20 protein-coding genes and 1 tRNA gene are annotated in these 22,070 nt (G+C 64.9%); 16 read left to right on the forward strand and 5 right to left on the reverse strand.

Annotation, left to right across the window (positions count from 1 at the left end; genetic code table 11):
- Nucleotides 1-29 precede the first annotated feature (29 nt).
- Both G6R19_RS04910 and G6R19_RS04915 read right to left on the reverse strand, forming a co-directional pair.
- Nucleotides 30-743: a response regulator gene (locus G6R19_RS04910; RefSeq protein WP_163162973.1), complete on the reverse strand. Its 714-nt coding sequence runs from the start codon at nucleotides 741-743 to the stop codon at nucleotides 30-32.
- Nucleotides 740-2,374 carry a sensor histidine kinase gene (locus G6R19_RS04915; protein WP_163162975.1) on the reverse strand — a complete coding sequence of 545 codons (1,635 nt, stop codon included), beginning with the start codon at nucleotides 2,372-2,374 and terminating at the stop codon, nucleotides 740-742. The genes G6R19_RS04910 and G6R19_RS04915 overlap by 4 nt, the downstream gene beginning before the upstream one ends.
- A gap of 165 nt (nucleotides 2,375-2,539) precedes the next feature.
- Here G6R19_RS04915 and G6R19_RS04920 point away from each other — a divergent pair, with 165 nt between their 5' ends.
- The 10 genes from G6R19_RS04920 to G6R19_RS04965 all read left to right on the forward strand — a co-directional run bounded on the left by G6R19_RS04920 (nucleotide 2,540) and on the right by G6R19_RS04965 (nucleotide 12,173).
- Nucleotides 2,540-3,886 carry a cation:dicarboxylase symporter family transporter gene (locus G6R19_RS04920; RefSeq protein WP_163162977.1) on the forward strand — a complete coding sequence of 449 codons (1,347 nt, stop codon included), beginning with the start codon at nucleotides 2,540-2,542 and terminating at the stop codon, nucleotides 3,884-3,886.
- Nucleotides 3,887-4,120: 234 nt separating this feature from the next.
- Nucleotides 4,121-5,020, forward strand: coding sequence for an AAA family ATPase (locus G6R19_RS04925; protein WP_104045332.1), 900 nt, complete (start codon nucleotides 4,121-4,123; stop codon nucleotides 5,018-5,020).
- A gap of 7 nt (nucleotides 5,021-5,027) precedes the next feature.
- Nucleotides 5,028-5,840 (forward strand): ScpA family protein, encoded by an 813-nt coding sequence (locus G6R19_RS04930; RefSeq protein ID WP_163162979.1) that lies wholly within the window; start codon nucleotides 5,028-5,030, stop codon nucleotides 5,838-5,840.
- The gene (locus G6R19_RS04935; RefSeq protein ID WP_163162981.1) at nucleotides 5,837-6,499 is read left to right on the forward strand and encodes an SMC-Scp complex subunit ScpB; all 663 of its coding nucleotides are present in this window, start codon (nucleotides 5,837-5,839) and stop codon (nucleotides 6,497-6,499) included. Before G6R19_RS04930 ends, G6R19_RS04935 begins: the two co-directional genes overlap by 4 nt.
- 114 nt (nucleotides 6,500-6,613) lie before the next feature.
- Nucleotides 6,614-7,822 (forward strand): pseudouridine synthase, encoded by a 1,209-nt coding sequence (locus G6R19_RS04940; RefSeq protein ID WP_163162983.1) that lies wholly within the window; start codon nucleotides 6,614-6,616, stop codon nucleotides 7,820-7,822.
- A gap of 3 nt (nucleotides 7,823-7,825) precedes the next feature.
- A complete protein-coding gene (locus tag G6R19_RS04945; RefSeq protein WP_163162984.1) occupies nucleotides 7,826-8,935 on the forward strand; it encodes a prephenate dehydrogenase in 1,110 nt (369 codons plus the stop codon).
- Nucleotides 8,935-9,648 (forward strand): (d)CMP kinase, encoded by a 714-nt coding sequence (cmk, locus tag G6R19_RS04950; RefSeq protein WP_163162986.1) that lies wholly within the window; start codon nucleotides 8,935-8,937, stop codon nucleotides 9,646-9,648. The genes G6R19_RS04945 and cmk overlap by 1 nt, the downstream gene beginning before the upstream one ends.
- A gap of 46 nt (nucleotides 9,649-9,694) precedes the next feature.
- Nucleotides 9,695-10,375 (forward strand): lysophospholipid acyltransferase family protein, encoded by a 681-nt coding sequence (locus G6R19_RS04955; protein WP_163164103.1) that lies wholly within the window; start codon nucleotides 9,695-9,697, stop codon nucleotides 10,373-10,375.
- Between the two features lie 10 nt (nucleotides 10,376-10,385).
- Entirely contained in the window at nucleotides 10,386-11,936 is a 1,551-nt protein-coding gene (der, locus tag G6R19_RS04960) for a ribosome biogenesis GTPase Der (RefSeq protein ID WP_163162988.1), read from the forward strand.
- 160 nt (nucleotides 11,937-12,096) lie between these two features.
- A tRNA-Pro gene (locus tag G6R19_RS04965) sits at nucleotides 12,097-12,173 on the forward strand.
- Nucleotides 12,174-12,275: 102 nt separating this feature from the next.
- On the opposite strand, the gene G6R19_RS04970 is transcribed toward G6R19_RS04965, so the two are convergent.
- Entirely contained in the window at nucleotides 12,276-12,644 is a 369-nt protein-coding gene (locus tag G6R19_RS04970) for a hypothetical protein (protein WP_163162990.1), read from the reverse strand.
- 668 nt (nucleotides 12,645-13,312) lie between these two features.
- On the reverse strand, nucleotides 13,313-14,182 hold the full coding sequence (locus G6R19_RS04975) for an Fpg/Nei family DNA glycosylase (protein ID WP_163162992.1): 870 nt from the start codon (nucleotides 14,180-14,182) through the stop codon (nucleotides 13,313-13,315).
- Nucleotides 14,183-14,345: 163 nt separating this feature from the next.
- Here G6R19_RS04975 and gcvH point away from each other — a divergent pair, with 163 nt between their 5' ends.
- The 5 genes from gcvH to G6R19_RS05000 all read left to right on the forward strand — a co-directional run bounded on the left by gcvH (nucleotide 14,346) and on the right by G6R19_RS05000 (nucleotide 17,434).
- The gene (gcvH, locus tag G6R19_RS04980; protein WP_163162994.1) at nucleotides 14,346-14,732 is read left to right on the forward strand and encodes a glycine cleavage system protein GcvH; all 387 of its coding nucleotides are present in this window, start codon (nucleotides 14,346-14,348) and stop codon (nucleotides 14,730-14,732) included.
- Between the two features lie 153 nt (nucleotides 14,733-14,885).
- A complete protein-coding gene (locus G6R19_RS04985; protein ID WP_163162996.1) occupies nucleotides 14,886-15,362 on the forward strand; it encodes an FHA domain-containing protein in 477 nt (158 codons plus the stop codon).
- A 23-nt stretch (nucleotides 15,363-15,385) separates the two neighbouring features.
- Nucleotides 15,386-16,102, forward strand: coding sequence for a MerR family transcriptional regulator (locus G6R19_RS04990; protein WP_163162998.1), 717 nt, complete (start codon nucleotides 15,386-15,388; stop codon nucleotides 16,100-16,102).
- On the forward strand, nucleotides 16,102-16,605 hold the full coding sequence (locus G6R19_RS04995; protein WP_138135016.1) for a bifunctional nuclease family protein: 504 nt from the start codon (nucleotides 16,102-16,104) through the stop codon (nucleotides 16,603-16,605). The genes G6R19_RS04990 and G6R19_RS04995 overlap by 1 nt, the downstream gene beginning before the upstream one ends.
- Before the next feature lie 235 nt (nucleotides 16,606-16,840).
- Nucleotides 16,841-17,434, forward strand: coding sequence for a MerR family transcriptional regulator (locus G6R19_RS05000; RefSeq protein WP_163163000.1), 594 nt, complete (start codon nucleotides 16,841-16,843; stop codon nucleotides 17,432-17,434).
- Between the two features lie 81 nt (nucleotides 17,435-17,515).
- Here G6R19_RS05000 and G6R19_RS05005 read toward each other — a convergent pair whose 3' ends face one another.
- Nucleotides 17,516-18,334, reverse strand: a complete 819-nt coding sequence (locus tag G6R19_RS05005) for a ParA family protein (RefSeq protein WP_163163002.1) — start codon at nucleotides 18,332-18,334, stop codon at nucleotides 17,516-17,518.
- Nucleotides 18,335-18,635: 301 nt separating this feature from the next.
- Here G6R19_RS05005 and G6R19_RS05010 point away from each other — a divergent pair, with 301 nt between their 5' ends.
- Nucleotides 18,636-22,034 (forward strand): pyruvate carboxylase, encoded by a 3,399-nt coding sequence (locus tag G6R19_RS05010; protein WP_163163004.1) that lies wholly within the window; start codon nucleotides 18,636-18,638, stop codon nucleotides 22,032-22,034.
- Nucleotides 22,035-22,070: the final 36 nt, after the last annotated feature.

Below are 22,070 nucleotides of genomic sequence, written 5' to 3' on the forward strand. Positions count from 1 at the left end.
TCGGACAAGCTCAGGGACGGACTGCCCGGTCAGCGGCCGCCCCAGCGGTATTCGTTTTCCGGCCGCCCGGGTGTGCCATAGCGGGCGGTCCGGGAGACTGTTCCGGCGTCGGCCAGATACTCGAGGTAGCGGCGCGCCGTGACCCGCGACATACCGAGCGCATCCATGACCTCGGTGGCGGACACGGCGCCCTTTTGCAGCTTCATGAACTCCTGGACGGACGCCAGCGTGGAAACTGAAAGGCCCTTGGGTAGGGGCAGCTCCGATGGTGCGCGCAGGCTGGCGAACGCCTGGTCCACGTCGGTTTGGGAAGCTCCAGTCTTCCCGGACCCGCCCTGCGGGCCCGCCAATTGCTGCCGGAACTGCTGATAACTTGCCAGCTTGTCCGAGAAGGTGGCGTAGGTGAACGGCTTGATCAGGTACTGGACAACGCCGATGGCAACTGCGCTGCGCACGATGGCCAGCTCACGGACGGCCGTGATGGCGATGATGTCCGCCAGTATTCCCGCCGCCCTCATCCGGCGCGCAATGTCCAGGCCGTGAAGGTCGGGCAGGTTCATATCCAGCAGGACAAGTTCCACCGGGTTTCCCGCAGCAGCAAACTCGTTGAGGAGCCGCAGGGCAGACTGGCCGTCCGGGGCGGTGCCGGCGAGCTCGAAGCCCGGCAGCCGTCCCACGTACGCTGCATGCGCGGCGGCCGCGATGGCTTCGTCCTCGACGACGAGGACCCGGATGTTGCTCACTGTTCGTGCTCCTTCTGTGCCGGCACCGCTGCGGGGAGGAACACTTCGAATTTGGCGCCGCGCCGTCCGTTGATGGTCAGGGTACCTCCCAGGCGCTGTACCGCCTGCCGCACCAGGGCGAGCCCGATGCCCCGGCCGCCGGGGCCCGCCGGCTTTGTACTGTATCCGTGGCGGAAGATGTTCCCCGCAGCGGATGGATCAAGCGGCGCTCCGGAGTCGTGGACAGAGATGTCGAGGCCTTCCTCATCGGACTCCACCGTCAACTCCACCCGTCGTGGAGCGGGACCTTCCGCCGCGGCATCGATTGCGTTGTCCAGCAGGTTCCCCAGGATAGTGACCAGGTCCTGGACAGCAATTCCCGCCACAGTCGCTGAGCCCAGCGCCGACACATCCAACTGGACGCCCCGCTCATGGGCTTCGGCCACCTTGCCCATCACCAGCGCGCCCAGTACCGGCTCGTCCACGGAGCTGACCATGTCATCCGTTAGCTGCTGGCTGAGTTCCAGGTCCTTGGTGGCAAAGTCCAAAGCCTCTTGGGTGCGCCCAAGCTCCAGTAGTGAAACCATCGTATGGAGCCGGTTCGCATGCTCGTGGGTTTGCGCCCGCAGCGCGTCCGAGAGGGTCCGCATGGTTGCCAGCTCGTTTCCCAGCGCCTCGATCTCGGTCCGGTCGCGCAGCGTGGCCACCGTGCCGTACACAGGGGTCCTGCCACGGCTGCCGGCGGTCTCCGGCCCCTTGGCAGGCCCCTGGTTCACCACCAGGACGCGCGATCCGGCCAGGACGATCTCGTCCTTGGCCGTGCGGCCGGACTCGAACAGGCCGCGGAGTTCATCATCGAGGGGAAGGTCGGCCAGCGATGGCGGTCGGATGGGATCCCTGGTGCCGGTTTCATCAAGGCCCAGCAGTTCGGCGGCCTGGTCGTTGTACATAACAACACTGCCTTTGGTGTCGATCAGGATCAGGCCCTCACGCACCGAATGCAGCACGGACTCGTAGTAGGCAAACAACTGCGCCAGTTGCTCCGGCCCCCAGCCCCGGGTGACACGGCGCAGATACCGGCCCAACAGCCAGGATGCCACGGAGCCGCCCACCAGCAGGGCAAGGCCGATGGCCAACAGGGCTGGCAGGCGGGCGGCGAAGGCAACATCCACGGTTCCCACTGTGACCCCGGCGGCCACCAATGCCCTGACCGTACCGCCCGCATCCTTGACCGGAACGATGGTCCTTACGGACGGCCCTAGGGTGCCGGCGGTGACCTCGGTGAGGGTTCCACCCTTGAGTGCTGCGTCAACGGAGCCGATGTAGGGGCGCCCTATTTCCTCGTCACGCGGATGGGTCCAGCGGGTACGGTCCGGGGCCATGATGGTGATGAAGTCGACGTCGGCCGCGGCCATAACGTCGCGCGTATAGGGCTGCAGGAGGGCAGTGGGATCCGGAGCCGCAGCCGCTTCCAGAACCAGAGGATTTGCCGCCACCGAGGCCGCGATTCCTGCCATCCGCCGGCCGGCCTCGTCATAGGTACGGTCCCGGGCGTCCACGTACGTGGCCGACCCGACGATGGCGATGAACGCCACCACAATCAGCAGGTTCGCCACGAAGAGCCGTCGGGCGATACTCCAGCGGTGGATCATCTGTACCTCCCGGCATCTTCCGCACAAACATGGGCTCCACGACCAATATGAACGCAACGGTGAGCTGGGTCACCACCTGCCCAATGATGGATATCACACCGGAGGACGCGTTCAGCCCAGAGATTGTGCCGCAGCGTCTATCAGATTATCCAAAGGAGACACATCATGGCTTCTCAACGAGGAGAGTCGCTTGACACCGTGAAGACGCGGCGCAAGGGCATCGACAAATCGCACTACCTCTACATCGCGGTTATCGCCGCCGTCATCCTCGGCGCGTTGGTGGGACTGATGTTCCCTGAGGTGGGCAAGTCCATGAAGCCGCTTGGCGACGGCTTCATCAAACTCATCAAGATGATGATCGCTCCGGTCATCTTCTGCACCATCGTCCTGGGCATCGGCTCGATCGCGAAGGCTGCCACCGTAGGCAAGGTAGGCGGCCTGGCGCTGGGCTACTTCGTCCTGATGTCGACGTTCGCGCTCGCCATCGGCTTGGTGGTCGGCAACTTGATCCACCCGGGCGAGGGCCTGAAGCTTGCTCCCTACGACCCCAACAAGAAGGCGGAAGTAGACAGCACCGTTGCCTTCCTCCTTGGCATCATTCCAGGAGATATTCCCGTTCTCCCCACCCTCTTTGCTGCAATCCTCGTAGGGTTTGCCCTCCAGAAGATGGGCCCGCAGGGAGCTCCCATCCTCAAGGCAATCGGCCACGGCCAGGTCCTCGTATTCCGCATCCTGATCATGATCATGTGGCTTGCCCCCGTGGGCGCCTTCGGTGCCATCGCCGCTGTCGTGGGAGCTACCGGCGTCCAGGCCATTGTCAGCATGTTCACCCTGATGGCTGCCTTCTACATCACCTGCGCACTGTTCATCGTGGTCATCCTGGGCGGCCTGCTCAAGGTGGTCACGGGCGTCAACATCTTCAAGCTGATGAAGTACCTGGGCCGCGAGTACCTGCTCATCTTCTCCACGTCATCCTCCGAAGCTGCCCTGCCCCGCCTGATCGCCAAGATGGAACACCTCGGTGTCTCCAAGCCCGTTGTGGGCGTCACGGTACCCACCGGCTACTCCTTCAACCTCGACGGAACGGCCATCTACCTGACCATGGCCTCCCTGTTCGTTGCCAACGCGATGGGCACGCCGCTGGACCTGGGCGCACAGGTCTCCCTGCTCATCTTCATGATCATTGCCTCCAAGGGCGCAGCCGGTGTCACCGGTGCCGGCCTTGCCACGCTCGCTGCCGGCCTGCAGGCCCACAAGCCCGAACTGCTGGGCGGCGTGGGCATGATCGTAGGCATCGACCGGTTCATGTCCGAGGCCCGCGCCCTGACCAACTTCACCGGAAACGCCGTAGCCACCGTGCTCATTGGCACTTGGGTCAAGGAGATCGACGGCGGCCAGGTCAACCAGGTGCTCTCCGGTGAACTGCCCTTCGACGAGCAGACCATGATTGCCGGCCACGCGGAGCCTGCAGTTGCTGAAACCGAAGCACGGCCGGTGCCTGCGAACGCCTAGGCCGCAGCACCCCGGAGCCACCGCCACTGCCTCCGCAGCCTTATGCTGCGGGGGCAGTTGCGTGCGGGGAAAAAGGCAACCTTCGACCTCAGCTAGAGGGTCAAGGCTCAACATCCGGGGAAAGTCAAGTTGCCTGGAATACCGTGTCGGGCGCTGTAACCTTGGGGAGAAGAAGGAGCGTTGCTGGCCAGCCAGCGGCAGGAAATCACCGTCATCGAAAGTGTGGATAGATACGTGAGCAGCGAACAGGGTTCGGCAACTCTGGAGGGCACGCAATTCGACCTGGAAGACGCGGTGATGGGACCCACGGGGCGCCCATACCGCGAGTTCCCGGAACCTGCGCCCCTGGCCTCCCACGGTCCGGCCCGCGTCATCGCCATGGTGAACCAAAAGGGTGGGGTCGGAAAGACCACGTCCACCATTAACCTTGCTGCGGCGCTGGCTGAGTACGGCCGGCGGGTGCTTTTGGTCGACTTCGATCCCCAGGGCGCCCTGTCTGCCGGCCTGGGCGTGAATCCGCATGAACTCGACCTCACGGTGTACAACGTGCTGATGGACCGCAAGGTGGACATCCGCGATGCCATCCACCAGACCGGCGTGGAAAACGTGGACCTCCTGCCCGCTAACATCGACCTCTCCGCGGCTGAAGTCCAGTTGGTCAACGAGGTGGCCCGCGAGCAGGTCCTGGACCGCGCCCTCAAGAAAGTCGAAGACGATTACGACGTCGTCCTCATCGACTGCCAGCCGTCCCTTGGCCTCCTGACCGTCAACGCCCTCACCGCGGCGCACGGTGTCATCATCCCGTTGATCTGCGAGTTCTTTGCCCTCCGTGCCGTGGCGCTGCTGGTGGAGACCATCGACAAGGTCCAGGACAGGCTCAACCCCCGCCTGCAGGTGGACGGCGTGCTGGCCACCATGTACGACGCCCGGACACTGCACAGCCGCGAGGTCATCACCCGGCTGGTGGAGGCCTTCGGCGACAAGGTCTTCGAGACCGTGATCAAGCGCTCCATCAAGTTCGCCGACGCCACCGTTGCCGCGGAGCCGATCACCAGCTACGCCGGCAACCACGTAGGCGCCGACGCCTACCGCCGGCTCGCCAAGGAACTGATCTCGCGCGGCGGCGCGCCCTAGCTACCCGGTGGCCGAATCCAAGCCCGGCTTTGAGGTGCGGCTGGCCAACTTCACGGGTCCCTTCGACCTCCTGCTCGGACTGATCGCCAAGCACCAGCTGGACATCACCGAGGTAGCCATCGCTACGGTGACCGACGAATTCATCAAGTACATCCGGAACCTGCAGAAGCTGGGCGAGGAGTGGGCCTTGGATGAGGCCAGCGAATTCCTGGTGATTGCCGCAACGCTGCTGGACCTCAAGGCTGCCCGGCTCCTTCCTGCGGGAGAAGTTGAAAACGATGAGGACATCGCGCTGCTCGAAGCCAGGGACCTGCTCTTCGCGCGGCTGCTCCAGTACAAAGCCTTTAAGCACGTGGCGGGACTGCTCGGCGAATCCCTCCACCAGGAGGCAATGCGGTTCCCCCGGCAGGTCGCCCTGGAGGAACACTTCGCGGCCATGCTTCCCGAGCTGGTCTGGAAACACAGTCCGGAACAGTTCGCCCGCCTGGCCGAAGCCGCGCTGCAGCCCAAGGTTCCGAAGCAAACAGAGGTAGGACTGGCACACCTGCACGGCGGCAATGTCAGCGTCAAGGAGCAGGCAGAAGCAATGGGCCTGCGTCTTCAGGGTGAATCACCGCTGACCTTCCGGGCCTTGATCGCCGATGCAGAGTCCACCCTGGTAGTGGTTGCACGGTTCCTTGCCCTCCTGGAGCTGTTCCGGGACAAGGCGGTTTCCTTCGACCAGTTGTCGCCGCTGGGGGACCTTGCCGTGCATTGGACTGCCGGGAACGGGGAATGGTCGGCGGAAAATCTGAGCGAAGAATTTGAGGAGCAGCTGTGACCGGGCAGGCAACAGAAGGTACCAGCGAAGGGGAGCCGGACGTCGCACACCTTCCGGGTGGGGCCAAAGCAGCCCTTGAAGCGGTGCTGATGGTGATAGACCAACCCGCCACGGAGGAAGAACTGGCTGCCGGACTCGAACTTCCCGTTGACGCGGTCGGTGCCCTGCTTGCAGAACTTCAGCGGGATTATAGCGGCTATACTGTTAAAGCCCCGGATATGGATCAAGCCAGTGGAACTGGTTTTGGCTCCAGCCCCCGGGGTTTTGAATTGCGGAAGGTCGCCGGCGGCTGGCGGATCTACTCCCGTACTGAATTCGCCCACATCGTGGGCAAATATGTGCTGGAGGGACAAACAGCCAGGCTTACCCAGGCCGCCCTGGAAACGCTCGCGGTTATTGCATACCGCCAGCCGGTCTCCAGGGCCAGGGTTTCCGCAATCAGGGGAGTCAATGTTGACTCTGTCGTACGGACGCTCGCCCAGCGCGGACTCATCGAGGACTCGGGAACGGATCCGGAGTCCGGCGCGGTCCTCTACCGGACCACCTCATATTTCCTGGAACGGATGGGAATCAGTTCGGTGGCTGAGCTGCCGCAGCTGTCCCCGCACCTCCCGGGGCTGGACGGGATTGCGGAGTTCTACGACGCCGAAGGAATGTAGCCAGGGCACCGCCTTGGCGGCACGCAAGAGTACTTATAAGGGCAGATTATTTCTGCACGGCTGGTTAAGGTTGTCCTTGGACACCTTTCCGGTCAACATATCGAAGGACGGGTCATGACACAGGCGGGACGCCAGGGTTCACCACGTAAAGGTTCGGGACGTGACGGTACCGAACGCAACACATCACAGCGCAGCACCTCACAGGGCGGCGCTTCCGGCGGCGGGTTCCGCGGCGGGGCCGCCAAGCGCGGCGGCGGATTCGGCAGCGACCGCCCGCACCGCTCACCCAAGCCGCGCGAGGAGCGGTTCATCGATCCGGACCAGGCTCCGGGCGGTGGCCAGGGGGGCCGTGGAGCAACGGAACCCAAATCTGCAAAGCCTTCCTCCCGGAAGCCTGCAGTACGCAAGCCGGGTGCCAAGAAGGCCCCGGGAACGCCGGGCGCGCTGAAGCCAAAACCACGGACCGGCGCCCCGGGCGCGGCAGCTTCCCGTGCTTTCGGCAGCGAACGTTTCGGCCAGAACCTGGGTCCGGTACGCCGGCCGAGTCGGAAGAAAGGCCCCCGCGGCGAGGTTCCCCAGTCGGAACTCCACGATGCCGACGGCGTGCGCCTGCAGAAGGTCATGGCCTCCGCGGGTGTCGCGTCACGCCGCGTCTGCGAGGAGATGATTGCCGAGGGCCGCGTGGAAGTGGACGGCCAGGTAGTCACCGAGCTCGGCGTCCGCGTCGATCCCAAGACCGCCGTCATCCACGTTGACGGGCTGCGGATCCAGTTGGACGAGAACCTGGTGTACATGGTGTTCAACAAGCCCAAGGGCGTCGTCTCCACCATGGAGGACCCCGAGGGCCGCCCGTGCATCAGTGACTTCCTTCGCCACCAGCACGGCGAACGCCTGTTCCATGTGGGCCGGCTCGACGTCGCCACCGAGGGGCTGCTGCTGCTGACGAACGACGGCGAACTTGCCAACCGCCTGACGCACCCCTCCTACGAGGTGCCCAAGACCTACCTGGTCCAGGTCCGCGGCCCCTTCCCGCAGGGAATCGGCGCCCAGCTCAAGGAAGGCGTGGAACTGGAGGACGGCTTTGCCTCGGTGGATTCCTTCCGCCTCGTTGACTCCACTCCCGGCCACGTCCTGATCGAGGTAGTACTGCACTCGGGCAAGAACCGCATCGTCCGCCGCCTCTTCGACGCCGTCGGATTCCCGGTCCTGCGGCTTGTCCGCGTCAAGGTGGGACCCATCGGTTTGGGCGACCAGCGCCAGGGAAGCATCCGCAACCTCGGCAAGCAGGAAGTCGGCCATCTGCTGGCATCCGTAGGGCTCTGAGGCATGTCCGCTTTCCACAGCCAGGGCCGCGGGCACCTGGACGGACCCGTGGTGGTCCTCGGCACGGGGCTGCTGGGCACCAGCATCGGGCTGGGCCTGCGCGGCCGCGGCGTTCCGGTTTACCTGTCCGACCCTTCGCCCACCAACCAGGCTGTTGCGGTGGATATCGGTGCCGGCCAACCCCTGGCCGGGCTTGCGGGTGGTTCGCCGCAGCTGGTGGTTGTCGCCGCCCCGCCGGACGTCACGGCCGATGTTGTGGCAAAGGCCCTGGCTGACTACCCGGACTCCGTGGTGGTGGACATCGCAAGCGTCAAGGCGGAGATCCTCTCGGCGCTGCGCAGCCGCGGCGTGGACCTCTCCCGCTACGTGGGCACACACCCTATGGCCGGACGGGAAAAGTCCGGGCCGGTCGCAGCCCGCGGGGAGCTCTTCACCTCGATGCCCTGGGTGGTGTGCCCGTCGGAGGAAACCTCCGGCGCAGCCCTCCAGACGGCCCGTTCGCTGGCCACGGACCTGGGGGCGGTTGTTTCCCAGTTCACCGCCGACGAACACGACGAAGCCGTGGCCCTGGTATCGCACCTGCCGCAGGTTATGTCATCGCTCCTGGCCAGCCGGCTGCAGGGGACGCCACTGCACGCGTTGTCCCTCGCGGGCAACGGACTGCGCGACGTTACCCGGATCGCTGCCAGTGATCCATCCCTGTGGGTGCAGATCCTGGGCGGCAATGCAGCCAAGGTGGTGGAGATCCTTTACGGCGTGCGGGAGGACCTCAACCGCCTGATCGGCACACTGGAGGAGCCCACCGCACCCGGCGCCCGGCTTGACCTCGCACAGCTGATGAGTGAAGGCAACGCCGGCCAGGCCAGGATTCCGGGCAAGCACGGCGGTCCTCCCCAGGCGTATTCGTGGCTTACCGTCCTGGTGGACGACAAGCCGGGCCAGATTGCCCGGCTCCTTACGGAAATCGGGGAGATCGGCGTGAACCTTGAGGACCTGCGCCTGGACCATTCATCGGGCCAGAACGTGGGTATGGTGGAAATCTCCGTGTTGCCGAATAAGCATGACCACCTGATCGAAGCACTTAACGACCGCGGATGGCGGGTACTCCAGTAATGACACAAGAACTTCTTGACACCCTGCCCGCGCTCCGGATCGGCCGGCCGCTGGTGGTGGCCATCGACGGGCCGTCGGGCTCCGGAAAGTCCAGTGTCAGCAAGGAAGTGGCCCGCCGGCTCCGGCTCGCCTACTTGGACACCGGTGCCATGTACCGGGCACTGACCTGGTTCTGCGTCACCAAAGGCATCGACCTGGAGGACAGTGCGTCTGTGGAGCAGGCGTCCCGGGACCTGGTCCTGGACCTGAGTACAAGCCCCCAGGTGGAGTACGTCCGGGTGGACGGGACCGACGTCACCGACGCAATCCGTGAGCCTGCCATCTCCTCAGCTGTCAGTTCCGTGGCCACCACGCTGGGAGCCAGGACAGAGCTCATCCGGCGCCAGCGCGAACTGATCGAAAAGCACCACCGCCGCATGGTGGTGGAAGGCAGGGACATCACCACCGTCGTCGCGCCCGGGGCTGAAGTGCGGATGCTGCTCACCGCCAGCGAGGAAGCACGGCTGCGCCGGCGCGGAATCCAGCTCGGCGGCACCCAGGATGCCGAGCAACTGGCGGCCCAAGTGACCCACCGCGACGCCAAAGACTCCACGGTGGTCAACTTCACGCAGGCTGCGTCCGGTGTGGTCACCCTGGATTCCTCAGACCTGGACTTCGACCAGACGGTTGCCGCGGCCCTCGTGATAGTGACCAAGGTCCTGAACCGTGACTGAGCCAAACGTCGGAAAGCCCAGGCCGGAGATCCCGTCCGGTTGGACCATGGCCTGGAGCAGGCCAGTTGGTTGGGCCCTCGACCACCTGGTGTACCGGACGTCCGTCACGGGCAGGGACAACGTTCCCACCGGCGGGCCGGTGATTTTTGCCGGCAACCACATCAGCTTCCTGGACGGGCCGGTGATGTTCGGCGCGTCGCCGCGCCCCATGCACATCCTGGTGAAACAGGAGATGTTCAAAGGCTTCCTGGGCCGGGTGCTGACGGCGTCCGGGCAGCTGCCTGTTGACCGCACGGGGGACCGTGCTGCGCTGCAGCGCTGCAAGGAAGTGCTCGATGCCGGACGTTGCGTCGGGATTCTTCCCGAAGGCACGCGGGGGAGCGGGGCAGCGGCTGACATCAACGGCGGCGTGGCGTGGCTCGCGCTGAACTCCGGCGCTCCGGTGGTACCCGTCGCGATCCTGGGCACGCGCAAGGGCAATGAGCACCTCGATTCGGTGCCGCGGCCTGGCAGGCGCTTCCACGTCAGCTTCGGTAATGCGCTGACGCTGGGCCGCAGGGCCGGGGAAAGCGGGCGTGCTTCAATGGACAGGGCGGCGCTGGAGATCCGGGCCGCATTGTCAGGGCACGTGCAGGATTCCATCCAGCTCACGGGGCAGCCCTTGCCGGTGGCAGATTTTTCCAAAGACTTCACAGCAGTAGCCGGGACGCCGGCAGATGACCACTAAGGACAATGCAATGAGCGATACAACCCAAACTTCCGGCCACTCCGGCGCCGGCGATGACGAGTACACCCCCTCCGGCACCGACCAGGTGGCCGAGCGGCTGGCGGCGATAGACGACGACGAAGCCGAACTCCGTGCTGCGTCGCTCCGGGCCGGCCTGGAGGACTACGAGCTTGACGAGGACGACGCCGCGCTGCTCAGCGGTGACTACGACGATGAGGACTATGACGGTCCGGTCAAGCTCGATCCGGTCCTGGCCATTATCGGACGTCCCAACGTGGGCAAGTCCACCTTGGTCAACCGAATCCTCGGCCGCCGCGAAGCAGTGGTGGAAGACACCCCTGGCGTCACCCGTGACCGCGTGATGTACTCCGCCAACTGGAACGGGCGCAACTTCACCCTCGTGGACACCGGCGGCTGGGAACACGACGCCCGCGGCATCCACGCCCGCGTGGCCGAGCAGGCCGAGATGGCCGTGGAACTCGCGGATGCAGTCCTCTTCGTCGTCGACTCCGCTGTCGGTGCCACCGCCACCGACGAAGGCGTCATGAAGATGCTGCGCCGCAGCAAGAAGCCCGTCATCATGGTGGCCAACAAAGTGGATGACTTCGCCCAGGAGGCCGACTCCGCTGCGCTGTGGGGACTCGGTTTCGGCGAGCCCTACCCGGTCTCCGCGCTGCACGGCCGGGGCGTGGCCGACCTGCTTGACCACGTGATGGATACCCTTCCCGAGTTCTCCACCATCGAAGGGCTGGAACGTTCCGGCGGCCCCCGCCGCATCGCGCTGATCGGGCGCCCCAACGTGGGCAAGTCGTCCCTGCTGAACAAGCTGGCCGGTACCGAGCGCGTGGTGGTGGACAACACTGCCGGCACTACCCGCGACCCGGTGGATGAATTTATTGAACTCGGCGGACGCACGTGGCGGTTCGTGGACACGGCAGGCATCCGCCGCCGCCAGCATATGGCACAGGGCGCGGACTACTACGCCTCCCTGCGGACCCAGGCCGCGCTCGAGAAGGCGGAGGTCGCCGTCGTGCTCCTCGCCGTGGACGAGGTCCTCAGCGAGCAGGATGTCCGGATCCTGCAGCTCGCCATTGAGTCAGGCCGCGCCCTGGTGCTGGCGTTCAACAAGTGGGACCTGCTCGACGACGAACGCCGGCGCTACCTTGAGCGCGAGATTGAACAGGACCTCGCCCACGTGGAGTGGGCGCCCCGCGTTAACATTTCGGCCAAGACCGGGTGGCACAAGGACCGCCTGGTTCCGGCCCTGGACCTGGCGCTGGAAAACTGGGACAAGCGCATTGCCACCGGCCGCCTGAACGCCTTCCTCGGCGAGCTCGTGGCCGCACACCCGCACCCCGTCCGGGGCGGCAAGCAGCCGCGCATCCTCTTCGGCACCCAGGCCTCCAGCAGGCCGCCGAAGTTCGTGCTGTTCACCACCGGATTCCTGGACCCCGGTTACCGCCGTTTCATCACCCGCCGGCTGCGGGAAACCTTTGGCTTCGAGGGCACCCCCATCGAGGTCAACATGCGGGTGCGGGAAAAGCGCGGCAAGAAGCGCTAGGCATCGTGATCTCCGCGACACACGGAGCTGCCACAGCCGGAAAGTGTCACTTGCACCCTCCGGAATCGTGTAAGCTCTTCTAGGTGGTTCGGCCGGACTGCTGGTGGAAATTCCCGGGTCAGCCCGGGGGATGAAGCACAGCGGAGAACGGCGGAACTAACGGGCTGTAGCGCAGCTTGGTAGCGCACTTGACTGGGGGTCAAGGGGTCGCAGGTTCAAATCCTGTCAGCCCGACCACAAAAACCGGAACCACGCGGAAACGCGTGGTTCCGGTTTTTTTGTTTACGGCTAATCAGCCTTCCTGCGGAGGAGCCGCGGGAGCACCACCACGCTTCGGAATCAGTGCTGGTACACGATCACGATGATGAACTGCCACTGTCCGTAGTGGTCCTTGTACCACGCACGGTGATACTTGCCGTTGCAGTCCTCGTCGTGATCGTCATCCTTGTGGTCGTAAACGTACTTGTAGTCGCCGCGATGACGATCGTCCTTGTCCGACTTATGATCGTCGTGCCTGTCCGACTTGTGATCGCGTCCGTTGTGATCTTTCCAGTCGTGCTTGCGCTTGTCGTCGTCGTCGTGCTTGTTATGATTCGAGCGATCGTAATCGTCGCCGGCATACGCAGCACCGGCCGTTAGGGCCGATCCGCCTACGGTCAGGCCTGCCACCAGGGCAGCGGAGCCGAAGAAGCGGGTTACTTTGTTCATTGCATTTTCCTGTCGTGCATCAACTGATGTACCGCAGGAACGGGAGAGCATGCAGAGTGGCACGGTCGTCGTTGGGCGCGGTCCACTCTTTTTTGTCGACTCGCCGATCTACGGTTCTGTCTCAAGCCGATCAGTGCGCGAGGAGCACCATGCTTGAGGGTGCCAGCGCCGGCATCAACGGGTGAACCTGATTCTTTCCCCCGGTTCATACGCTGAGGGGCGCTGTGGGGTGACTGATAGAACACATGGAAAAGGCCCAGATGGGGCCGGTGTGTGAGCACTGAGCGCCGGTGTCTGGACCCTCGTAATCAGTATCCGTCCGCCCTTTATTTTCGCTGGGAGGGACGTGCCAACCACGATACTCCGGATTTTCAGCGTGTGAAGAGCCACGCTTTTATTACACGAACTTCTCTGCGAGCATGGTCGTGAGAGTCGCCGTCGACGCCTCCCCGGCGGGTTTGCGCCGGTTTCCAGGCTACCCACCGGTATAACGCCAACAGGCATACCTTCAACGCGTGAATGTTACGCGGCCCTCCACAGACGGCAGGTCGAACACAGCCTGCCCAGGCCGGACAGACCTTGCACGAAGGGCCGGAATTGCCGCCGAGGGACCTCCTGGCCCATCCGCCAAGGGCAGCCCAGCGCTTGACTTGCTTCCACGGTTTGCCCTACTTAAGGAACTTGGAGGTCCGGCGGTCGGCGAGGATCTTGCCCTTCGTCTGGCAAGTGGGGCAGTACTGCAGTGCAGTATCGGCAAAAGATACTTCCCGCACGGTGTCCCCGCACACCGGGCACGGCTCGCCGGTCCGGGCGTGGACGCGCATGTGGCTGCGCTTGACGTCTTTCAGGTCCTTGGGCGGCTTGCCGCTTGCCTCAGCCAGTGCCGTGCCGAGCACGCCGTGGATACAGTCGTAGAGGACCTGCACCGCTTCCCGGTCCAGTGATTTGGCAGTGGCGAAAGGGGAAATCCTTGCGGCGTGAAGAATCTCGTCACTGTAGGCGTTGCCAATGCCGGCGATCACGCTCTGGCTCCTCAGGAGCCCCTTGATCTGCTGCGAACTGCCGGCGAGGATTTCAGCCAGCATGCCGACGTCGAACGCCTCGGTGAATGGGTCCGGCCCCAGGGTGGCGATGCCCGGCACGTCCTGGGGATCCCGCACCACATAGACGGCCAGGCTCTTCTTGGTGCCGGCCTCGGTGAGGTCGATGCCGCGCGGCCCATCCGGGCCCGTAAAGGCGAAGCGCGCCGCGATGTGGCCCTTGCCCATCCGCAGCTGCCCATCGGTGGGAGAGTCCGTGAAGCGCACCCAGCCCGCCCTGGCCAGATGGAACACCAGCGAGATCCCGCCGGTGTCGATGGTGACGAACTTGCCGAAGCGCCGCACTCCGGTAACGGTCCGGCCCTCCAGGGCATTGAAGGGCGGATCAGCCGTCTTGAGCACGGCAAAGGAAACGATCTGCACCTTGGTCACTGAAGTTCCCCGCAGGTGCTCATCAAGAAATTCAGCCAGGCCGGCCACCTCTGGAAGTTCCGGCATGGCCTACCCTGCCGCTTCCCGGAGTGCTGGAAGGGTGCGTGCGCTCATGGGTCCCATCTTGTCAGAATCCCCGGCGAAGGCTCCGGCAGTTGTGCCTATACTTTCTGCGGCGGCCTGTTTGGGCCCCGTTGACATTGGTGTTCCACCCCATGAAAGGCCCCTGATGAGCAACATTCCCGAAGATCTGTCCTACACCGCCGAACATGAGTGGGTTTCTGCTCCCAGCGCCGACGGTGTGGTGCGGGTGGGCATCACCGACTTCGCCCAGGACGCCCTCGGCGATGTCGTTTACGCCCAGATGCCGGAAGTGGGCACCAAGATTACGGCGAACGAGGTTGTCGGCGAGGTTGAATCCACCAAAAGCGTCAGTGACATCTACGCGCCGGTCACCGGTGAGGTAGTGGCGCGTAATGAGTCCCTCGACACGGACTCGGCGCTGATCAACACCGATCCCTATGGAGACGGCTGGCTCATCGAAGTCAAACTTGCCGAAGCAGACGCTGTTGAGTCGTTGCTCAGTGCATCCGAGTACGAACAACAGGTAGGCTAAAAGCTATCCGGTAAATCCGGTTCGGCCAGCGGTGCAGACGCCATGTCTTCGCACGTCAGGCCGGATCGGGAGCCGGTGCCGGACCTGCGAGGCAGGCCCGGACGGCAAATGTAAATTGCAGGCGTCAGAGCTGCAGCGGAAGAGGAGGAATCCATGGCTGGCCACACACACAACCCTGCCGATGGGGAATACGGCAATGGTGCGGCCAGGGCGTCGGAGACCACCTCGATCCACCTCACCCCGGTGCGGGATGAACCCACTATCGCCCCCAAGCTCTCATCCGAAGAGCGCAATTCCGTCGAGGCACTGCCAGCCGGGTCTGCACTCCTCGTTGCGCACAGCGGCCCGAACGCCGGTGCCCGCTTCCTGCTGGACTCCGACGTCACCACCGCCGGCCGCCACCCCGACGCGGACATCTTCCTGGATGACGTCACGGTCTCCCGCCGGCACGTCGAATTCCGGCGCACCGCGCGGAGCTTCGAGGTAGTGGACAAGAACAGCCTGAACGGCACCTACGTTAACCACGACCGCGTTGACAGCGTCGAGCTCAAGTCCGGCAGTGAAGTCCAGATCGGCAAGTTCCGCCTCACCTTCTACCTGAGCCCTGCCAGCGCTGCAGGCCGCGGCTGATCCGGGGACCGCTGCCTGTGGCAATGGCACAACCGGAACGCCGGGGACCGCAGGTCCTGAACATCGGGGAAGTCCTCGCCCAGCTCAGCGGCGATTTCCCCGGCATGACAGCGTCAAAAATCAGGTTCCTTGAGGAAAAAGGGCTGATCAATCCCCGCCGCACCCCGGCGGGCTACCGGCAGTATTCCGACGGCGACGTGGAGCGGCTCCGTTTCGTCCTGGCCTTGCAGCGGGACCAGTACCTTCCCCTGAAGGTCATCAAGGACTACCTGGACGCCATCGACAGGGGAGAGCGCCCCGAAAACCTGCCACCAGGCGTTGTGGTGTCCCCGCGGATTGTCTCGGACGAACTGGCCGCGGAACTGCAGAGCCGGGGGCGCAAGCTCACCGAGGAGCAGCTCCGCACGGAGTCCGGGGCCAGCGTACCCCTGCTCCAGGCCCTCCTGAGTTTCGGCCTCATCAGCCACTCCAACGGACTGTTTGATGAACACGCCCTGCAGGTGGCCAGGGCCTGCGTGCAGCTGGAAAGCCACGGGCTCGAACCCCGCCACCTTCGGCCCTTCCAGGCAGCTGCTGAAAGGGAGTTCGGACTCGTGGAACGCGCAGTGGCGCCGCTTGCTTCCCGCAAGGACGCCGCCTCCCAGGCGCGGGCTGCGGAGGCTGCCCGCGAAATCAGCGACCTCTGCCTCACCCTGCACCGGGCTCTGGTGCAGGACCACATCTCACGCATGGACATCTGATGATTGAAGTCGAGATCGTAGGCGTTCGGATCGAACTGCCTTCCAACCAGCCTCTGGTCCTCCTGCGGGAGATGCATGGGGAACGCCACGTGCCCATCTGGATCGGCACCCCTGAAGCAAGCGCCATCGCCCTTGCCCAGCAGGGTGTGGTTCCGCCGCGGCCCATGACGCACGACCTCCTGGTGGACGTGGTGGAGTCGCTGGGCCACTCCGTGGTCAGCGTGAACATCGTGGCGGTTGAGGACAACATCTTCTACGGCCAGCTCCAGTTCGAGAACGGCACCACCGTCAGTTCGCGCGCCTCTGACGCCCTCGCCGTCGCCCTTCGGGCCAAGTGCCGGATCTGGTGCGCGGATTCCGTGATGGATGAAGCCGGCGTGCGGATCACGGAGCACGATGAAGGCGAGGACACAGAACCGGGCCCCACCGTCGACGAAGAGCGCGAACTGCGCCGGTTCCGCGAGTTCCTGGACGACGTGGAACCCGAGGATTTCGACGGCTAAGGTCACGTTAAGGTTAAAGCTGAGGATGAAACTTTCGACACGCCTCTTCGAAGGGCCAACGTCTTTGACCTTGGCTCCCCGCGGGCCTAACGTCTAAGTATCGAGTTCCCATTGCTTACAGCAGCCGCGGAGGTCACACTGGAAGGTGCGCCCCGCGGAAATTACAGGCATGATCTTCATTCCTGTTAAAGCTGCTGCAGTTCTTCTCGGGGAGCTTATGACAAGGAGGATCCAGGTGAGTCCCAAAGGCGAAGCAGGCGGGCTGAAACAGCCCACGGCCGGTGTTGCTGTGCCCGCAAGCGGTGCCCAGGGCCTTCTGTTCACCGAAGACCTCCCCGTCCTGGATGAAGACGCCGGCTACCGGGGTCCCACCGCCTGCAAGGCAGCAGGCATCACCTACCGCCAGTTGGATTACTGGGCGCGCACCGGACTTGTCGAACCCGCCGTCCGCGGTGCCGCCGGTTCGGGATCCCAGCGGCTCTACGGCTTCCGCGACATCCTCGTCCTCAAGGTCGTCAAGCGCCTGCTGGACACGGGTGTGTCGCTGCAGCAGATCCGCACGGCCGTGGAACACCTGCGTGAACGCGGCGTGGAGGACCTGGCCCAGATCACGCTGATGAGCGATGGCGCCAGCGTTTACGAGTGCACGTCCGCGGACGAAGTCATCGACCTCGTCCAGGGTGGCCAGGGCGTGTTCGGCATCGCCGTTGGCCGCGTGTGGCGCGAGGTGGAAGGCAGCCTGGCGTCGCTCCCGAGCGAACATGCCACGGAGCAGTCCTTTCCCGACGACGAATTGAGCAAGCGGCGGGCAGCCCGCAAGATCAGCTAAAGCTGCATCACGGTTTTCAGCCTTAACAGCAGAGGCCGCTCTCCACGGGGAGAGCGGCCTCTGCTGTTGACGTTGGGTTTCCTACCTGGCCCGGCTGCGCAGGCCGCTGCCTACCGCCATCACGTTGGCCAGCAGCTCATCGAAGAGGGCCGCGGCGGCCTTGGCGGAATCGCCGGGCCAGTGGTGCACGGGGTGGGCGGCGCCCTGGATTTGCTGCCAGTTCGCCTGTTCCGGGATCCGTGGGCTCAAAAGGAGCTCGCCGAACATCGACTCCATCTCCGCCAGCCGGTAGCTGTGCTCGGAGGACCCTGACCGCACCCGATTGGCTATGATGCCGGCCGGTGAAAGGTTGGGCGCGAACTCCTGGCGGAAAAGCTGGATAGCCCTCATGGTCCGTTCGGTACCGGCAACGGAAAACAGCCCCGGTTCGGCAACAAGCGCCACCTTGTCGCTGGCTGACCACGCCATCCGGGTCAGGCCATTCAGGGACGGTGGGCAGTCGATCAGGACGAGCTGGTAGTTGTCTGCGGCGGCCAGCACCGAAGACAACCGTCGCAGATCGCGGCGGCTGAGGTCCGGCCGGTCGTAGATTCCCGTGTAGGCAGAGCCGACGGCGACGTCCAGGACCGCTGGGCCGGAGCCGTTGGAGGGGGCCCGCTCCGTCCAGCTGCTGCGCACCACATTCTCGGCGAGCTTGGCCCGGCGGGGGCTCTTGAGCATCCTGCCGATATCGAGCTGGTCGCCCGGTTGCACGCCCAGGGCAGTAGTCGCGTCCGCATGGGGATCAAGATCCACCACCAGCGTGCGGATGCCTGCGGCAAGGGCTGCAGACGCCAATCCTGTGGTGACGGAAGTCTTGCCGACTCCACCCTTGAGGCTGCTGATGCTGACTACTTGCACTTGAGAGACCAAAACCTAACGCCGGATGCCGTGTTGGGAGTAATGTTTGCTCCGGCAGTGCCGAAGCCGGACGGTCCTGCCGCCCTACTCATCATATGTGGATGCGTCGGCGATTCCTGCTTTAAAGGGCGTCGGCATGGCACCAACTATGCTGCCGGGGCGGTTTCCGCCCGGGCCGGCAGAAGGGCTCGGGACATGACGGGGAAATCTGTGATGGTGGCCACAAAGATTTGTGTTTGCCCTTGTAGGTCCTAGACACTGTGACCACTCACCGATCCACCCGCAATGATGCAGGAGAAGTATGTTTTCCAAAGTTCTGGTGGCCAACCGCGGCGAAATCGCGATCAGGGCCTTCCGCGCCGGCTACGAGCTGGGCGCCAAGACCGTTGCCGTATTCCCCCATGAGGACAGGAACTCGATCCATCGCCAGAAGGCGGACGAGGCCTACCTGATTGGCGAAGAGGGCCACCCCGTCCGGGCTTACCTTGATGTTGCCGAAGTGGTGCGGGTAGCAAAGGAGTCCGGTGCGGACGCCATCTACCCCGGATACGGCTTCCTCTCGGAAAACCCGGACCTTGCCCGCGCGGCCAAGGATGCCGGCATTACCTTTGTCGGTCCGCCGGCCGAGGTGCTGGAACTTGCCGGCAACAAGGTGGCAGCCCTGAAGGCTGCCCGGGACGCCGGCGTTCCCGTCCTGAAGTCCAGCGCGCCCTCCAAGGACCTGGACGAGCTCATTGCGGCAGCCGATGAGATCGGCTTCCCCATCTTCGCCAAAGCCGTGGCCGGCGGCGGCGGGCGCGGCATGCGACGGGTGGATACCCGCGAGGCACTGCCCGAGGCCCTGCAGTCCGCCATGCGTGAGGCGGACGCGGCATTCGGTGACCCCACCATGTTCCTGGAGCAGGCTGTCCTCCGCCCGCGGCACATCGAAGTGCAGATCCTGGCGGATGCCGAGGGCAACGTGATGCATCTCTTCGAGCGGGACTGCTCCATTCAGCGCCGCCACCAGAAGGTGATTGAGATCGCCCCGGCCCCCAACCTTGACGAAGGCATCCGCCAGGCCCTGTACCGGGACGCCGTCAAGTTCGCCAAGGCCTTGAACTACGTCAACGCCGGCACGGTGGAGTTCCTCGTCGACACGGTGGGTGAGCGTGCCGGCCAGCACGTCTTCATCGAAATGAACCCCCGCATCCAGGTGGAGCACACCGTCACCGAGGAAGTCACCGACGTCGACCTCGTCCAGGCCCAGATGCGGATTGCCGCCGGCGAAACGCTGGCGGACCTCGGCCTCTCCCAGGAGACAGTCAAGCTGCGCGGCGCGGCGTTGCAGAGCCGCATCACCACCGAGGACCCCGCCAACGGGTTCCGGCCCGACGTCGGAAAGATCACCGGTTACCGCTCCGCCGGCGGAGCCGGTGTACGGCTCGACGGCGGCACTGTCTACTCGGGTGCCGAAATCAGCCCGCACTTCGATTCCATGCTGGTGAAGCTCACCTGCCGCGGCAGGGACTACCCGGCCGCCGTCGCCCGTGCACGCCGTGCCCTGGCCGAATTCCGCATCCGCGGAGTCTCCACGAACATCTCCTTCCTGCAGGCGGTGCTGGACGATCCCGACTTCATCGCCGGGGACGTCGCCACCTCCTTTATTGACGAGCGCCCGCAGCTGCTCAAGGCCCGCGTCTCTGCCGACCGCGGCACCAAGCTCCTCACCTGGCTGGCCGAGGTCACCGTCAACAAGCCCAACGGGGAACTTAAGGTCCACTCCAACCCGGCCAGTAAGCTGCCGTCCGTGAAGGACAGCCAGGCCGCGCCCGGCTCCAGGCAGAAGCTCCTTGAGCTCGGACCCGAGGGTTTTGCCAGGGCGCTTCGCGAACAGAACGCTGTGGCCGTCACGGACACCACCTTCAGGGACGCCCACCAGTCACTGCTGGCAACCCGTGTCCGCACCCGCGACCTCGTGGCCGCCGGCCCCGCGGTTACTGCGCTCATGCCCGAGCTGCTTTCCGTTGAGGCCTGGGGCGGCGCAACCTATGACGTCGCCCTCCGGTTCCTGGGCGAGGACCCCTGGGACCGGCTCGCCGCCCTTCGCCAGGCGCTCCCGAACGTGTGCCTCCAGATGCTCCTCCGCGGCCGCAACACCGTGGGGTACACGCCCTACCCGGAAGAAGTAACGGAAGCCTTCGTCAACGAGGCCGCGGCCACGGGCATTGATATCTTCCGCATCTTCGACGCCCTGAACGATGTCAGCCAGATGGCACCTGCCATCCGCGCTGTCCGGGCAACAGGCACCGCCGTCGCCGAAGTGGCGCTCTGCTACACCGGCGACATGCTGGATCCCGAAGAGACGCTCTACACGCTGGACTACTACCTGGGCCTGGCCCAGAAGATCGTGGACGCCGGAGCCCACATCCTGGCCATCAAGGACATGGCAGGCCTGCTCCGTCCCGCCGCCGCGGCGAAACTCGTCTCCGCCCTTCGGGAACGCTTCGACCTGCCGGTGCACCTGCACACCCACGACACCGCAGGAGGCCAGCTGGCCACCCTCCTGGCCGCCGTGGACGCCGGCGTCGACGCCGTGGACGTCGCCTCCGCATCCCTGGCCGGCACCACCAGCCAGCCGTCGGCCTCGGCCCTGGTTGCAGCACTGGCACACACGCCGCGGGATACGGGCCTGAGCCTGGCCGCGGTCAGCTCGCTGGAGCCGTACTGGGAAGCGGTCCGCCGCGTCTACGCGCCGTTCGAGTCGGGCCTTCCGGGCCCCACGGGCCGTGTGTACCAGCACGAAATCCCCGGCGGGCAGCTTTCCAACCTCCGCCAGCAGGCCATGGCGCTCGGACTGGGGGAGCGCTTTGAGGCGATCGAGGACATGTACACCGCCGCCGACCGCATCCTGGGCCACCTGGTCAAGGTCACGCCGTCCTCCAAGGTGGTGGGCGATCTCGCCCTGCACCTGGTGGGACTGAACGCGGACCCCGCGGATTTCAACGAGAACCCGCAGAACTACGACATCCCGGATTCAGTCATCGGATTCCTTTCCGGTGAACTGGGTGACCCGCCGGGAGGCTGGCCCGAGCCCTTCCGCACCAAGGCCCTCCAGGGCAGGAGCGTGAAGGTCCGCGACGTGGAGCTCAGCGCCGAGGACAGTGCCGCCTTGAAGTCCGACTCCAAGACCCGCCAGCACACGCTGAACAGGCTGCTCTTCGACGGACCCACCAAGGACTACCTGAAGAGTGTGGAGACTTACGGCAACATCTCTGTGCTGGACACCCGGGACTACCTCTACGGGCTCCAGCGCGGCGCCGAGCACGAGATCCAGCTGGAGAAGGGCGTGCGGCTGATCGCGTCCCTCGAAGCCGTCTCCGAGCCTGACGAAAAGGGCATGCGCACGGTCATGTGCACCCTCAACGGCCAGTCCCGGCCGGTGGTGGTCCGGGACCGTTCGGTGGTCAGCAACGTCAAGGCAGCCGAGAAGGCCGACCCCGGCCAGCCCGGCCACGTGGCAGCACCGTTCGCCGGTGCCGTTACGGTGACGGTCAAGCAGGGCGACGAGGTCAAAGCCGGCGACACGGTAGCCACCATCGAGGCGATGAAGATGGAGGCATCCATTACGACGCCGGTGGCCGGCAAGGTCGCGCGGCTCGCCATCTCAGCCGTCGAGCAGGTAGAGGGCGGAGACCTGCTGCTGGTAGTGGAGCAGTAAGCGGGACATCAGCTAAGGCAAACGAAAGGATCTTCC

The sequence above is a fragment of the Arthrobacter sp. Alg241-R88 genome, assembly GCF_900537115.1.
Taxonomy (GTDB): Bacteria; Actinomycetota; Actinomycetes; order Actinomycetales; family Micrococcaceae; genus Arthrobacter.